Origin of the sequence: Wolbachia endosymbiont of Onchocerca gibsoni (assembly GCF_029169405.1) — a bacterium.
Classification (GTDB): Bacteria; Pseudomonadota; Alphaproteobacteria; order Rickettsiales; family Anaplasmataceae; genus Wolbachia.
The window spans coordinates 69,319-84,853 of record NZ_JABUMP010000001.1; the positions used below are offsets into that span (position 1 = coordinate 69,319).

Here is a 15,535-nt window from a genome sequence, read left to right on the forward strand (position 1 = left end):
TATAATTAAATCCACTAATGTAAATAGTGAATTACTATTCTTAAGTTTGACTAAATTGATTGTAGAAGAAAGAATTTTCAATAGGTTTTATAATCTTAGCTATAAGTTAACTTACTATGCAACAAAGCAAGGTTAGCTTGTAAAAGTAGTCTTTACTCTTTGTTTTGCTATAAAACAATTGAATTGACTTTATATGAGTAATCAATATAACTTAGTCAATTGCATATTGACTCTTTCGTCTAGTGGTTAGGACATCACTCTTTCACGGTGGTAACACGGGTTCAAATCCCGTAAGAGTCACATTGGGCTAACTAGTATGGTGGGTGTCATATCTAGAAGCAATGAAATGCTTTATTTNTTGACCAGAAAGCTTTTATTTCTTGTTTTTGGCTTCTTTGATATTTAGGTTGATTGCTTAAGTTAAATTGGTTTTCTTACTATTATTAATTTTTTCTATCATTAACTCAGCAGCTTTTTGTTCGGCAACCTTTTTGCTAGAAGCACATGCAGAAACTCTGCCATGATTTTTTATGTAAACTGATATAGTAAATTCTGGATTGTGTGCTGGTCCAGTCTGTTTTTTAAGTTCATACTTTGGTAAGGGTAGTTTATTTTTCTGTGTCCATTCTTGTAGAGAGGTTTTAGGGTCTTGAGGAGGGTTGAGCATATATTTAGCTAGCTTTTCCCAATGTTGGGTGATAAATCTTTCAACATTTCTAAATCCNCCGTCAATATAAATCGCACCTATTAGTGCTTCAAGTGCGTTTTCTAAATTTTTTAGGTTGCATTTTCCTCCATTACATCGCTCACTGTTATCCATGATAATAAAATCACCCAATTTTATCACTTTGGCAACATTAGCAATAGTACTACCACAGACTAAGTCCGTTTTTCGTTTTGCCAACCTTCCTTCTTTTTCTTTAGGAAAGAGTTTAAATAGTATGGTAGACACAACCATATTTAGAATACTGTCACCTAGAAACTCTAGTCTTTCGTAATTTTCAATTTGATTTTTGCTGTTTCGTTTATTTAAGCTTGGATGAGTTAATGCTTCTTTTAGAATAGAATAGTTTTTAAACCTATAGTTAATAATTTCGGATATAGTATCGTTTAAGTTTTGCATGTTTGTTATCTTGGAAAGAAACACTTCCTATTTTATACCTTTATATCAGAAAATCAGTTTTATTCTATTAAAATAAAGTTGCTAAAACTCACAATCACAACCCACTGCCTCACTGATGTTACTAAGTCCATCTCTTCTTATTAGCTCTGCAAGCTCCAGATTGATTTTATTCACGATTTGAGGTCCGTGATATATGAGAGCAGTATATAGTTGTACTAAAGATGCTCCTGCCTTTATTTTTTTGTATGCATCAATACCACTTGAAATCCCTCCGCATCCTATCAATAACATTTTGCCTTTGGTAAGTTTATACATATCACTCAATAACTCAGTTGAAAGTTTGAACAACGGCCTGCCACTCAGTCCACCACTCTCATTATAATGAAAGTACAGATTATCTCGACTAACTGTAGTGTTGCTTACTACCAAGCCATCAATTTTATGTTCTAACGCAAGCTCAGCAATGTTTTCTTTCGTTTGTTGGTCTATATCTGGTGAGATTTTTAGCATTATAGGAGTAGATTTAGAACTGTTAATTGACTGCCTGGTTAGAGTTATGGATTTCAGTAATTCTGATAATTCTTGTTTATTGTGCAAGTTGCGTAAATTGGGTGTGTTTGGAGATGAAATGTTCAGCACTATATAGTTGCTTTTTCCATGTACCATCTTTATTAGGTCAACATAATCACTGATTTTGTTTTGTGATATGCTATTTTTCCCTATATTGATTCCAAAAATATAATTATTAAACCTAATTTTATTTATTTGTTTGAGAAAGTAACCTATTCCTTTATTGTTAAATCCCAATCTATTGATTATTCCTTCATCTTGGGTTAACCGGAAGATTCTCGGCTTTTTGTTTCCATATTGGGGGTATTTAGTTACAGTTCCAGCTTCAATAAACCCAAAACCAAATGAGAGCATGGAGCTTATAACTTCCGCATTCTTGTCAAAACCTGCAGCAAGACCTACAGGGCTCTTAAGTTTATTATCAAAGAAGTTTACGTTTAAAGACTCAGGTAGGTGTTCTATGGGTTTTTTGTAAGGTATCTTTTTTAGAATCATGATTACCAAGGAATGGGCAATTTCAGGTGGTAACAAAAGCAGTAAGTTATGTAGTGTCATTCTATAGTGATACTCTTCAGCTTATTTTCTATCATAAAATACTGTGGAAGCATAGCCGTAATTTTTAAAAAGGCGTTCTCATTGATTTTATTTGTAAATAATGGGTAAAAGCTTTTTTCACGAAGTTTATTATTGCTATTATCTTATTCTTCTTCTTATTTCGATAGTGAGAGACTTCAAAAAATTTGGCTCTGAGCACTTAAGTTGTTCAGTATGCTTTAATTGAGATTATGAGGCGGTATAGCTTGGTATTAAAATTTCTGAATTTAATAGAAACACTGGCTATCTTTTTGGAAACCAAGGCTTGGTGTTTAAGAAAGTAATTATGTTATAAAAGGTGTGATTTCTGGTTGTAAAATCATGGCGGATTATTTTTCTTAAGCAGTGTTGATATGTTATAGTTTTCTTAATGGTGCGAGATAGTTACTTTAGGAAGTAAAGNAAAAACATTATAGTATGAGCAGGGGAGACATACTTTTTGAATTGCCTGTAAATGGCGTTGATTAATGAAAAATTAACCGTTTAAAGTAGTTGTTGCTAATGCTTTGCAAAATAGTAAATGCGCTGAAATTATTGAATTTAGGTCATATAGTAAAGCTTTTGAGCAAGCAATTTCTCTGTTGAAAATAGTGGTGTAGTTAGTGCAACGAGTAAGTATATTATCTTACATTTTGGGAACTTATAATGGGTGTAATACAGGATTTGGTAGTTACAACTAAAACTGGGGCAAGATTGTTAACTTGCTAAAGGAATTGAGATTTTGAACTCAATACATAACCAGGTAGACTTAGGTTTGTTAAGGTAAGTTAGTTACTAAAAATACTGTTAAATTAAGTAGTTTTTCAAGATATAGAAAACGAGAAAGGCCAGGACCGGAATTGAACCGGTATAAAAGGATTTGCAATCCTCCGCATAAGCCATTCTGCCACCTAGCCGATTTTTATGCGTAGATATCCATTATATCTTTTAGCATAGATAAAGCCTCTTCTCTTTTTCTTTGAAAAGAGTTGCGACCAATGATTGAACCATTACCACCACCATGCTTAATTTCCTTTGCCTCATTATATATATCATTTGCTGATTTTGACTCACCACCAGAAAAAACTATTATTCTTTTTCCTGCAAAGCAAGATTTTCTGACATATTTAATCCTTTTAGATAAGGAATCAATATTTTCAACCTTTATTTTTTCTTTTTCTAAGTGGATAGTTGGAAGTTTTACTTTTATTATGTTGGCACCAAGCAAAGCTGCTACGTGTGCAGCATAGGAAATAACGTCAACTGCTGTTTCACCTTCTTTGGAAATTCCTTCACCGCGTGGATAAGACCATAGTACTACTGCGAGTCCACAAGATTTAGCCTCAGATATGATTTCACAGGCTTCTTCTATCATATCAAAGCACTTAGCAGAACCGGGATATATGGTGAATCCAACAGCTGTACAGCCTAAACGCAGTGCATCTTTTACNGAAGCAGTGATCGCCTGATCAGAAGTTAAACTTTTAGAATGTAAAGAGTTCGAGCTATTGAGTTTTAGGATAAGTGGCAGCATTCCGGCATAAGTTGAAACACCAGCTTCAATCATACCAAGCGGGGCGGCGTATGCGTTGACTCCTGAATCAATTGCAAGTTGAAAATGATAATGCGGATCATAAGCATTAGGGTTAACTTCAAAGCTTTTGATTGGTCCGTGCTCAAACCCTTGGTCTACAGGGAGAATTACTAATCTACCAGTTCCGCCAAGTTTTCCATGCATGAGAATACGGATGAGGTTTGCTTTTACCCCAGGGTTTTCACTTTCGTAGTAACTTAGAATTTGTTTTACTTTGTCACTCATTGTTACTATAACTCAAATTAATTTTAAATTATAACAAGGGTAAAGCTTAGTACAAGAGTTTTATAAACGATATTAAAAGTAATTTTATTTACTTGTTTATTCATATAAATCCTTGATTTTCTCCTTTAATTAATTACTAATTCAGTATCTTTCTTAATTAAGTAATTTTTTATTTCTTCTCCAATCGGTTTTTTTATTAAATTTGCTCCCATTTCCTTACTGTAGCCAGTTTGTACAAGGCAAAATTTTACTTCTTCCTTCATTGAGCAGATTATGTCTTTTTGCATGAGCTGTGTTTTTAGTTCATGAGCGAATTTATCCATAATATGCAGGATTATATCTATATTTAAGTCAGAGAAAGAAATAACAACATCGAGACGATTATGGAATTCGTTACTAAAAACCTGCCTCTATTGCTTTTTTGCTATCACCAATGTTAAAATCCTTATATCTAAAACTAATGGAGTTTTTACTGCGTTCAAATGTCTCTATGTTGGTTATCGTAATTAAAATTATATTAGTAAAGTTAAAACTTTATGCCTGTAGGTGCTTATAATACAATTATAATCTATAATTTATAGTAATATATTAATAAACATTGCTTGTGAGCTTTCTCGATTTCATTAGGAAGTATGACATTATATTGACTGTTAGATACATTTTCTGTAAANAATCTACCTTGGTTATAACTTATAATATATCCATAGGGAAACCAATTATTCTAGATATTGAATAAGATACTTTATATTTGGACATGTCAAAATGTACAAGATTCATATTCATATTTTTGCTAGCTGTTTTCATAAGTTCAGTTTTACCTATACTTGTTGGTCTGTAAAGAGATAATTAGTTAAAGGTTTATTATAATTTTTCAGCTCGAATTTAGCAATTTTAATGAAATTAACAAGAGGTTCTATCGCTTACCCTTGACCAAAAATTATCCTTCTCGAGATTCTCTTTTAGAGGTTTGACTTTTGTATGTTATCAAATTCAGATCTATAAAATATGTTTGTGATCCTAGTGATAGTTTCTTGATATCTTTGCTGTTTGCAATTTTTCGTCTGTTTTCTTTTGTAAATTGTAATATGCCTATGCTTCATCAGGTAATGTCTACACCACTAATATATTTATATGAAAGTTTAATTGCAGACTTAATGGCGTGTTTTGTATAATATACTACTACTTTCATAGTAGGGCTTTGTACGGTTTAGTATTTTTATTGTCTTGTTAACAAAAGATTCTTTCATATTAATCTTTTGAAACCTTCTTACTAATGCCTTGTCCTTTTTAAAACTATTGTTGTATTCTCTGTATGTAGTTGTACCTATACGATGCAATATGTGTACAGGTTTGAATGGATTACCAGTAACATCAAGAAAGTTACCACTTGTTGAACCTGCTTCAATAATAGTGTGTGTATTTCATCGATGAAAAGGATGCACCAGGTTTTATCTTGATTGTTTTTATTATAGATTTTATTTTCTCTTTAAAGTCTCCTCTATAGAGAGTTCTTGCAAGGAATGAACCTAAATCTAAAGCATAAATTATGCTGGACTTCAGCGTATTGGAGGCACTACCTAGTGCTAAATCTTCTTCAACTATTATAGTTTTGCCAATACCTAGTCCATGAAATATAGAAAATTATTTTTTATGTTTTAATAAGATTTCTATAGTACGTTCTAATTCATAACCACGAACGATAACATAGTCTATTTTTCTTACTTCTTTGCATAATCATTTAAATTTTTACAATAACTTTGTAGAGCTTTTTCATCTTTATAATAGCTTACCTTTATTTACTATAGTAGAGATATCGTTATTTTTATTAAATTTTTCTTTATGATTAGTAGTGTGTTCATATATATCATTTGAACATTTTATATTAGATATGTGATAAACCAAATTAGAATTCTTTGTATTTTATTTCTGCAATAGATTTTCAGTATATAGGTCTGTTCAGATAAATTTCTACTAGAATATTTACTATTTATTTTTTCTTTCTAGGCTACAAGCTTATATTACGACTATATGTATTTATGCGTTGAAATAATGAATCAGGCCTAGTTTTATTGATGATCATTTCAAAAGTGTCTTCTAGAGGACCTTTTATGTTATTACCATAATAGCAATAGCTATTAATTTTGACACTATATCTTGATAGAATATTGTTTATATTGATGATTTCATCAATTTTGATGCTTAAATGGACATAATTTGCAATCACATCTTTAGTTAACGCTAACAGTAAATGTTCTATTTGTGTGTACTTAAAATTGAAAATCAGAAGTAATCGGCAATATTCTATATAAACTGCCTTTAAATTTTTATAAATCATCTTTTGCTTTAGAAAATGGGAATTTATATATAATTGATAGCATGCAATTATTAAAAAAAACTGAGTCCAGTTTGTTGTAGATAAGCTTTTTGTAGTATGTCACTTCTGTAGCGGCTTCGGTATGAAAGTTGTTTATTGTTATGTTTGTAAGATACCATATATACTATACATACCTAATGTTGTACCTGTGATTTTCTAAAAATACAACTGTTGTAATTACTTTGATAGGAGTGATTTTAGATACGATTCTCATTGTGTCTAGTGTGTACCTGCAGCATCTAATAGTAATTAGGTCTGTTTTATTCATTACCTTGCAGAGGTTTCTAAAGACTGTTTTTACGAGAATTATACATTTTATTGTTTTTACTGCGAAATAGTTGCTGAGTGCTTTGTTTTTTTGTTTCAATTTATTATTTCTATTTGTGTGTGTTTTTTTGAAATGTGTTGAATGTGAAGTTACTTTACTTATGAATATCTATAAGCTCCTATTTACTAGTTATTTTTGTTATGTGGAAATTAAAACGGATAATCGTGCAGCGATATTGTTTATAGTGAGTTATTCTTAAGTCCGCTTATCATTGCAGTTGATGGTTTAAATTGCTACCCACTTTTGATTGAAATGATTTGGTAAATATTACAATACGGTAACCTAAATCATCAATTATTGTTTTTAAAGTTAGGTTTAGATTTTGGTAGTAAGTTATAATGATAGTAGGTACTTCGGGTTTATCTTTTCTGTTTTTTATATATCGAACTCGAACTGATTAGAGAAACTGAAAGATAATTCACCTTGAAATGCTTCTTTGAAGTTACNNACACTATTATTCCAATTTTCTATGACCACTGGAAAGTGGATAACCTTTTGTATGTTTTCTACATATTTCTTTATTACTCTAAAATACTCTGCTTTTCCTATAATATTTTTGTTTACATTTTTCTGGTCTTGACTGAGATGCTCCTCACTGAAAGTCATAATAATCATAATTGTAGCAATTTTATTTTCATCTCAGAATAGTCAGATATATTAAGCAAATATATCTTTCAAGTTGATATACCATTTTGGTTTATTTTATTTAGATAACAGAAAATTGAGCTGTGCTTGTTTTCATATATTAATTTGCCTGCAATAACAGATATTCTTCTTACTTTCATTTTTTGATAGTAATTTAGCCATATATAAAAGCAAATACTGAGCATCCAAGCAATTGGTACTGCGTGTAACAAGAATTCTCTTATTAATCATATTGCTACGTATATTTAATCTGGTTTTGAAGTATTTTCTTCAAATTCTCATTCATTTCAAATAATTGTTTTTTCGGTTTGCTTAATTTTCTGTTCTGCATAAAATTTTTATGAAGTTCAGAAAGTTCTATTGATTTCTATATATGAGTTTCTTGTATGTTTTTATCATCTTAGCTAAACAAACTTACATAACATTAGTTGAAATTAATTTGCTCATAAAAATTAAGCAAAAGCTCTCAAAATAGTGCTAAAATTAGGTTGCTATGATAAGAACGGTTGACGTACTGCTACCACTTCCAATTGACCAGTTATTTTCATATGCAATTAAGGAAAATACTGAAATTTTAATTGGGGATTATGTAGTAGTGCCATTTGGCAAGAAACGCTTAATCGGCATAGTTTGGAAATATGGCGGCAAAGGCAATCGAGAATTGAAATTTATTGAGCAAAAGATTGATTTACCAAACATTAGACCAAAATTGATTGAATTTGCAGAGTGGGTTGCACGATATAATTTAATACCTATCGGTATGCTTGCCAAAATGATAATGGGGAGAGTGTTAAAAGTGGACCAAGTAAACAAATTGGTTTGTTCTGAGCAGAAACAGGAAATAAGTAATATAAGCTGCCGATTAAGTGCCGAGCAGCAAACAGCTAGTGATAAAATAATAAGCAACTTGAATGGGTATTCAGTAACTTTACTTGATGGTGAAACCGGATCTGGAAAAACAGAAGTTTATCTCTCTGTAGTTGCGCAATTGATTAAGAGTTATAGTAGTCCATCTACCGTTCTAGGTGCTGCTCAGACTTTGTCATTTCAGTGTGCAGACGTTGGAATTCAGGAAAGAAAATTAGTGTCAAGTATGCAATTGTATGAATGTTATAATATAAGGTTGCTTTCTAACAAAAATGATGTTACTTCAATATCAAGATGCTGTAATCTAGAAAGCTTCATTGTAAATGAGCATGCTAGGCAGTTATATAATAAAGACTGGGTTCTAGTGCCTGATACTAGGATGACGTCAGAAAATGTTGAAATGACATCTGGAGAACGTAATGCACAAGTTTTAATTCTTCTACCTGAAATTATTTTAACTTCGCAATTGATAAATCGTATCTGCAATCAAGTATCAAGAAATTTAGCTCAGTGGCATTCAGAGCTCACTCCAAAAACTCGTCGCAATAGTTGGCTTAATATAGCGAGTGGAAATGTGCAGGTAATTGTAGGGACGAGGTCAGCACTTTTTTTGCCTTATAAGAATCTAAGATTAATTATTGTTGATGAAGAGCATGATTCATCTTTTAAACAGGAGCAAGGAACTATATACAATGCTCGAGATATGGCAATAGTCTTAGCTAAAATTGAAAATATTCCAATAATTTTATCGTCAGCAACTCCATTGCTTGAAACCATTCATCATGTTAAAAATGGTAATTATAATTATGTAAGGTTAGCTAAGCGGTTTGGTGATGCAGAATTGCCACTGATTAGAGTAGTAGACATGAGAAATAATAAGCAGTGGATTTCCAATCAGCTTTTTGAGGGCATAGAACGAGCCATAAAAAGAAATCAGCAGGTTATGCTTTTTTTAAATCGCCGAGGGTATGCTCAGCTTGCAGTTTGTAAAAAGTGCGGATACAAGATTTCCTGCTTAAATTGTTCTGTTTGGCTTACGTATTACAAAAAAAAGAATGTTCTTTTATGTCATCATTGCTCTTATCAATTAATGCTTCCAGAAAAATGTCCTAATTGCGAAAGTGAACAGCCATTGTTTCTTTATGGTGTAGGGATTGAAAGATTGCTTGAGGAAATAGTAAAATTAATACCAAACGCAAAAACTGTGATCGTAAGTAGTGATCAGAAGTCAGTGAGTAATGTTATTGACTTAGTATTGAAGGAAGAAGTGAATGTTATAATCGGTACACAGATAATTGCTAAGGGACACAATTTTCCTAAATTAACTTTAGTTGGGGTAATAAATGCAGATTTAAGTCNTGAGAATTCTGATCTAAGAGCAGCAGAAAAAATGTATCAGTTATTGCACCAAGTTGCAGGAAGATCTGGAAGGTTTAACGAAAAAGGAATGGTGATAGTGCAGACAAATAATCCTGAAAGTTTGATAATAAAAGCATTGCAGCATCAAAAAAGGGACTTATTTTATGAACTTGAACTTGAGTTGAGATCTAAAGCTCAAATGCCACCATTTAGCAGATTGATAGCACTTATAGTTTGTGGTAAAGATCAGATTGCAACACAAAAAGCAGCAAGCAAAATAGCCAGCTTTTTGCATAATCAATGTTTAACTACTGCTTCTTCTTTATTGCCATTTCAGTGCGTGATACCGGAAAAAGAGTTTGAAATTCTTGGTCCATCGCCAGCAGCAGTAAATTTCTTAAATAAGAAGTATCGGTATAGGATCTTACTAAAGATACATAATAAACATTGTTTATCCGTACAAAAGAAGCTGAAATATTGGATTCAAAGCTGTAACTTAAATTTAAGTACCACAGTTACAGTAGATGTTGATCCTGTAAGTTTTTTTTAACAGATTTGTTACAAAATGTTGATCAAAATTGGATAATGTTTCCTTTAGTCTGCAGTTAGTTCTATAATATTCATAGAAACTTCATAAGATATATTAATTTTTTAGCTAAATTCTTGAATTTTAACAGAATTTATTATGTTATTGATGTGATCAGAATAAGGGTACGTATGATTAAGTTAATTGTAAAAATTTGTTAGGCTAGTAACGAGAAAAGTATTGGTTTAATAATAAACTTTATTGATAATGATGAAATAGAGTTTGTTACTTGTTATAGATTTTAATGGGTAAGTGGTTCACATATAAGAAATATGTGCTATATTTTCAGCGCTTTATAACACGAAGATATCAAGAGAAGTGGTAGTACACAAAATTTTGCTTCATTTTATGTAAAATCCTGATAAATAACCACTAGAAGATGTGATGAAGTATTTAAAATAAGCAATAAATGGTTATGTAAATAGCTTAATGAGGGAATTGGGATTAAGGACTTTATACTTACATAAACTTTTAGAATAAGAAAGGCTAAGTTCTATTGGGTTATTTAGCTCGAGGAAAAGCAAGAGCCACATTTGTGGTAGTATGGACAGACTAAGCTAAATTAGAGAAGGAAAAAGATGGATGTAGTGGTAGTGGTGGTTGATTGGTATTGTACTCAGTTTTTTCTTAGTGTTGGATTGGCTATGTATTTCTTTAGTNNNGCTTATGAACAGGTTAAAACACATGGAATGTGTTTGTTGCATGATTCTAAGTTTTTTTCATAGGCATATAAAACTAAGTAATTTGGTGACGAAAGTTTTGCAAAAGAACCCAGTGGCACGAAGACCTTGATATAACATATGCTAGTTACAATAAATTAAGTACCTAAATAACTCGTTTTCTAAGTTCTGCAGTGGTCTCAACTCTCAATTAATTTTATCTACGGATACTAGAAAACTAATATAGATTTTTTCTGCTCCTGTGATATTATAAGTCTGTAGTTATGAATGAGCAAATATGAATAAGTTAGCGTACGTGATTATAGAACATGAGTATGACGTAGTGGTAGTAGGTGCAGGTGGAGCAGGACTCAGAACAGCACTTGAAATCGCTGCCACTAATTTTTCAGTTGCTTGCATCTCTAAAATCTTTCCTACGCGCAGTCATACAGTTGCAGCGCAGGGTGGAATCAGTGCAGCTTTAGGGAATATTGCTGAGGACGATTGGCGCTGGCATGCGTATGATACAATAAAAGGATCAGATTGGCTTGGTGATCAAGATGCAATAGAATATATGTGTAAAAATGCTGCTAGGGCTGTTATTGAACTTGAAAATTTTGGTGTGCCTTTTTCTCGTACGGAAAAAGGCACAATATACCAGCGTTCTTTTGGAGGGATGACAACTCATTTTGGTAAAGGAAAATCAGCTCAGCGTACTTGTGCAGCAGCAGATAAAACTGGGCATGCAATTCTTCACACTCTATATCAGCAGTGTCTTAAGTTTAATGTTAAATTTTTTGTTGAATACTTTGTGATTGATTTAATCATGGATAATAAAACTGGAATGTGCTGTGGAGTTTTTGCCTGGTCACTATGCGATGGTACACTGCATAAGTTTCGTGCACATGCGGTGGTGATAGCAACAGGTGGATATGGGCGTATTTACTTTTCTGCAACAAGTGCACACACCTGCACAGGTGATGGTAATGGTATGGTAGTGAGAGCCGGATTGCCACTTGAAGATATGGAGTTTGTGCAATTTCATCCAACAGGAATATATGGCTCAGGATGCTTGATGACAGAAGGATGTCGAGGAGAAGGTGGGTACCTTATTAATTCTCAAGGTGAGAGGTTCATGGAGCGCTACGCTTCTAAGGCAAAGGACTTAGCTTCTCGCGATGTGGTAAGTCGTGCAATAACAATTGAAATTAGAGAGGGAAGAGGAGTTGGACCAAAGAAAGATCACATATATTTAGTTATAGCACACCTTGATCCAGAAGTAATAAAACTGAGGCTTCCAGGAATTAGCGAAACCGCAAAGGCTTTTGCAGGAGTTGATGTTACCAAAGATCCAATACCGGTTATTCCAACTGTTCACTATAATATGGGTGGTATTCCAACTAATTATCATGGAGAAGTGATCACGTTGAAGAAAGGTAAGGAGGAAATAGTAGAAGGATTATTTGCAATTGGAGAAGCAGCATGTGTTTCTGTACACGGTGCAAATCGACTTGGTTCTAACTCACTTCTCGATCTTATAGTTTTTGGTAGAGCTACAGCGCTAAGAGCAAAGGAAAAATTAAAGCTCAATACACCACATAGAAAATTGCACTCAGATTGTACAGATTGGATAGTAGATAGGTTCAACAAGATGAGATTTGCTTCTGGAGGGCTTAGAGTAGCGAAAATACGCAATAAAATGCAGAACACTATGCAAAGATATGCATCTATATTTCGCGTTGCTAAAGTTTTAGAAGAAGGTAAGAAAGCTATAAAAGAAGTAGCAAAAATGATGCTTGATATTGTAATTGAAGATCGCAGTATGATATGGAACAGCGATTTAGTTGAAGCACTAGAACTTGCTAATATGGTTCCACAAGCAGTTATTACTATGGAATGCGCAGCTAACCGCGAAGAAAGCAGAGGTGCTCATGCTCGTGAGGATTTTCCTAAACGTGATGACAAAAATTGGATGAAGCACACTATGGCATGGCTTGAAGAAGAGGAAGGCGAAATTAATGTGAAAATTGATTATAAAAAAGTTGCTGAAAAAACTTTGAGTGATGAGATTGACTTCATAGCGCCAGAAGAGAGGATTTATTAAATTGATTGTTGGATTCTAATAGTTCCTTGGTAAATTGGGATATTGATATGCCTTCTATTTTAAAACTAGGTGGGCTTTCAATATATTTTGACTTCTCTTGTAGTTCTTGTGTTTTTTGTTCTTCTAAACCATTAAGCATATTTTCTATTCTTTTGGAAGAATTATTGTATTGTATATCATTTTTTGGTATCTTACCTTGAGGTATAATTTGTTTTTCTCCAGTAAATTTCCTTTTAGCTTTTTTAAATTTTTCATAAATGTTTTCTAAATTCAAACAGATTAGGTAACAAATTCCTATAGCTGCTATAGTAGATGATGTAGTAGTAATTGTAATACTTCCCTGAGCAGCACTGAATACTACTGCACAGGTTAGAGCAGCAAATATAAGTGTTATCATTACTTTATAGGCAACATTGTTAACACGCTTCACAATATCACGTGCTTTAAATTTCTTACCAAAATTAAGTTTTAAGTTAGTTCTCATGTTATCTGGAATAAGTAATTTACCTATTGACTTCTCTATTCCTTTTATAGTTTGATAATACTCTCTATTCCATAATAGTTTAGGCAATATTAATTGTTTTTGGTCAGCGCCATTTTGCAGTAATTTTACACAGAACTTGATTGTGTTATCACGATTTCTAGGATTGGGAAGATTATGTCTACTTTTTACTGCCTTAGAAATTAACGCTACTTGTATCGGTGTTTGTTTTTTACCATTACTAGCGTTGATAGCTTGACTTAGCTTATTCTCAGGTATATTTGTGCTTTTTACTACTAAATCCAAGCATACAACCTTTTGTTCTCCTTTAAGTGAAGCAATATAGTGTAGAGCATTCCTTTTATTACTATCTTTAATAGTGATGTCAGCACCATTTTCTAATAGTAGTTTTAAGGCTTTATATCTTTTAGTGTTCTCAAAACTTGTCAGTGAAGATTTTTCACTCTTTTTTTGTATGTACTGGAGTAGTTTATGAAAAGGTGTTTGCCCTTCTTGATTCTTTCTATTATTTATGGCATCGATAAATTGTTCTTTTTGACCTACTTTTAGTAATATATTGAGGAATTCGAGCTTTTGTTCTTTTTTCAATTTTGAAATTATTAGATGTAGGGCGTTGTTGCCATTTGTGTCTTTAAAGCTAATATCCAACCCTTTTTGTAACAGTTCTTTAAAAAGTTTTTTATCGTAATTATTAATTGCTGAATGTAATAAATAATTACTATTAATATTTACACTATTTATAGTACGTATTATAATATCTTTAATTTTTTTTTCTATATCAGGTTTTTGCTCTGATTTAGGTTGTTTTATTAATTCTGTTAATTTTTCTAAGAAATTACGATAGTATGCCTTTTGCTTTTCTTTTAAGCCTTGTAATTCTTCTGTAGATAATTCTAAATTACTATAGTTAGTTTTATGTTTTAACAATTTTGCGAAGAACTTAAGCGTGTTATTGTTATTCTGGACTATATTGGATTCATGTTTTTCTTCTGTTATCTTGTTGATTAATATCTTCTGAATAGGAGTCTTTCCATCATCTTTGCTACAAATGAACTGTGCTGAGTTCTCTCTGCTGCTGACCGTTTTAATTAGGGTACCTAGGAACTTAAGTTTCTGTTTTCTTTTTAAGAATGCAATGAAGTATAAAGTATTCTTTTCTTCCTTATCTTTTATGCTGCTAATATCCATACAATTTTTTAGATTTTTTTTAAATTTTTTATCATTTTGATTTTTAATTGCTTTCAATAATTGAGTACTATTACTTACTATTATGTTGTTTGTTTCTACTTTATGATCATCTTCAATATCGCTGCCGTAGCCACTTTCTAGTTCACTATTTTCACTATTCTTGTGATTGTTTTGCTTGTGGGTAGCAGTACTATTAAAGCAATGTTTGCTATTGCAAGTAATTTCAGAAATTACTTGTCTTATTTTCTCCTTTTTTATAGGGTCTAGTTCTTTCGATATTTTTCTATTTAATGCTAGAAGAAAGCTCCGGATATAGTATATATAATATTTTTCTTGTTCTCTAAGTGATTCTCTTAATCTAGTCAATACTTCAGGGCTAGCACCTTTTTTGATTAGCCTTTTGCCCTTCTTGATAGTTCTATCTTGACTTCTTGGTTTTTCGCGGTTGTACTCTTCTTTTTTTACCTTTCTCTCTATAGCACTATATGATAGCTTGTCTTTTTTTTCCTGCTCTCGCCTTTCATTTTTATCTATGTATTCTTCTAATTTATTCGTATTAGTAATTAGTATATTTATGTCTATACCCATGTAAATCCTCAATATCAAAGCTATTTAGTTATCAGTACGGAAGCTTATTTTGTTGAAAATAATAACAAAAAGTTAAGTTAAATTAGCTAAATGTTGTATGTATAATCAAAATAAGGTAGAAAAGTAGAAAATTAGTTTTTATTAGAAGATTTGTCATCGTAGCTATAAACCCCATTTTAATGTTCACTGCTATTTTAACCTTTTAATCTTAAAAAAGAATGAACCCAGCTAAGGTGGGTTTCAAAATTAC

At 32.0% G+C, this 15,535-nt stretch carries 7 protein-coding genes, 2 tRNA genes and 1 pseudogene; 3 read left to right on the forward strand and 7 right to left on the reverse strand.

Annotated elements, in window-relative coordinates:
• The first annotated feature begins 228 nt into the window (after positions 1-228).
• A tRNA-Glu gene (locus tag HSX44_RS00280) sits at positions 229-300 on the forward strand.
• A gap of 115 nt (positions 301-415) precedes the next feature.
• On the opposite strand, the gene rnc is transcribed toward HSX44_RS00280, so the two are convergent.
• The 6 genes and pseudogenes from rnc to HSX44_RS00315 form a co-directional block, all read right to left on the reverse strand.
• Positions 416-1,123 (reverse strand): ribonuclease III, encoded by a 708-nt coding sequence (gene rnc / locus HSX44_RS00285; RefSeq protein WP_275601803.1) that lies wholly within the window; start codon positions 1,121-1,123, stop codon positions 416-418.
• Between the two features lie 81 nt (positions 1,124-1,204).
• Positions 1,205-2,283 (reverse strand): annotated as a pseudogene (locus HSX44_RS00290) (quinone-dependent dihydroorotate dehydrogenase).
• Between the two features lie 828 nt (positions 2,284-3,111).
• Positions 3,112-3,183: transfer RNA gene (locus tag HSX44_RS00295), tRNA-Cys, on the reverse strand.
• 5 nt (positions 3,184-3,188) lie between these two features.
• Positions 3,189-4,085, reverse strand: coding sequence for a class I fructose-bisphosphate aldolase (locus HSX44_RS00300; protein ID WP_275601805.1), 897 nt, complete (start codon positions 4,083-4,085; stop codon positions 3,189-3,191).
• 125 nt (positions 4,086-4,210) lie between these two features.
• Positions 4,211-4,408, reverse strand: coding sequence for a hypothetical protein (locus HSX44_RS00305; RefSeq protein WP_275601806.1), 198 nt, complete (start codon positions 4,406-4,408; stop codon positions 4,211-4,213).
• Positions 4,409-6,090: 1,682 nt separating this feature from the next.
• Positions 6,091-6,420, reverse strand: a complete 330-nt coding sequence (locus HSX44_RS00315) for a hypothetical protein (RefSeq protein WP_275601807.1) — start codon at positions 6,418-6,420, stop codon at positions 6,091-6,093.
• 1,505 nt (positions 6,421-7,925) lie between these two features.
• Between HSX44_RS00315 and priA the strand changes: the two genes are divergently transcribed.
• Both priA and sdhA read left to right on the forward strand, forming a co-directional pair.
• The gene (gene priA / locus HSX44_RS00320; RefSeq protein ID WP_275601808.1) at positions 7,926-10,208 is read left to right on the forward strand and encodes a replication restart helicase PriA; all 2,283 of its coding nucleotides are present in this window, start codon (positions 7,926-7,928) and stop codon (positions 10,206-10,208) included.
• 993 nt (positions 10,209-11,201) lie between these two features.
• Positions 11,202-13,007, forward strand: a complete 1,806-nt coding sequence (sdhA, locus tag HSX44_RS00325) for a succinate dehydrogenase flavoprotein subunit (RefSeq protein WP_275601809.1) — start codon at positions 11,202-11,204, stop codon at positions 13,005-13,007.
• Here the strand turns inward: sdhA and HSX44_RS00330 are convergent.
• Entirely contained in the window at positions 12,979-15,285 is a 2,307-nt protein-coding gene (locus HSX44_RS00330; RefSeq protein WP_275601810.1) for an ankyrin repeat domain-containing protein, read from the reverse strand. The genes sdhA and HSX44_RS00330 overlap by 29 nt on opposite strands.
• Between the last annotated feature and the right edge of the window lie 250 nt (positions 15,286-15,535).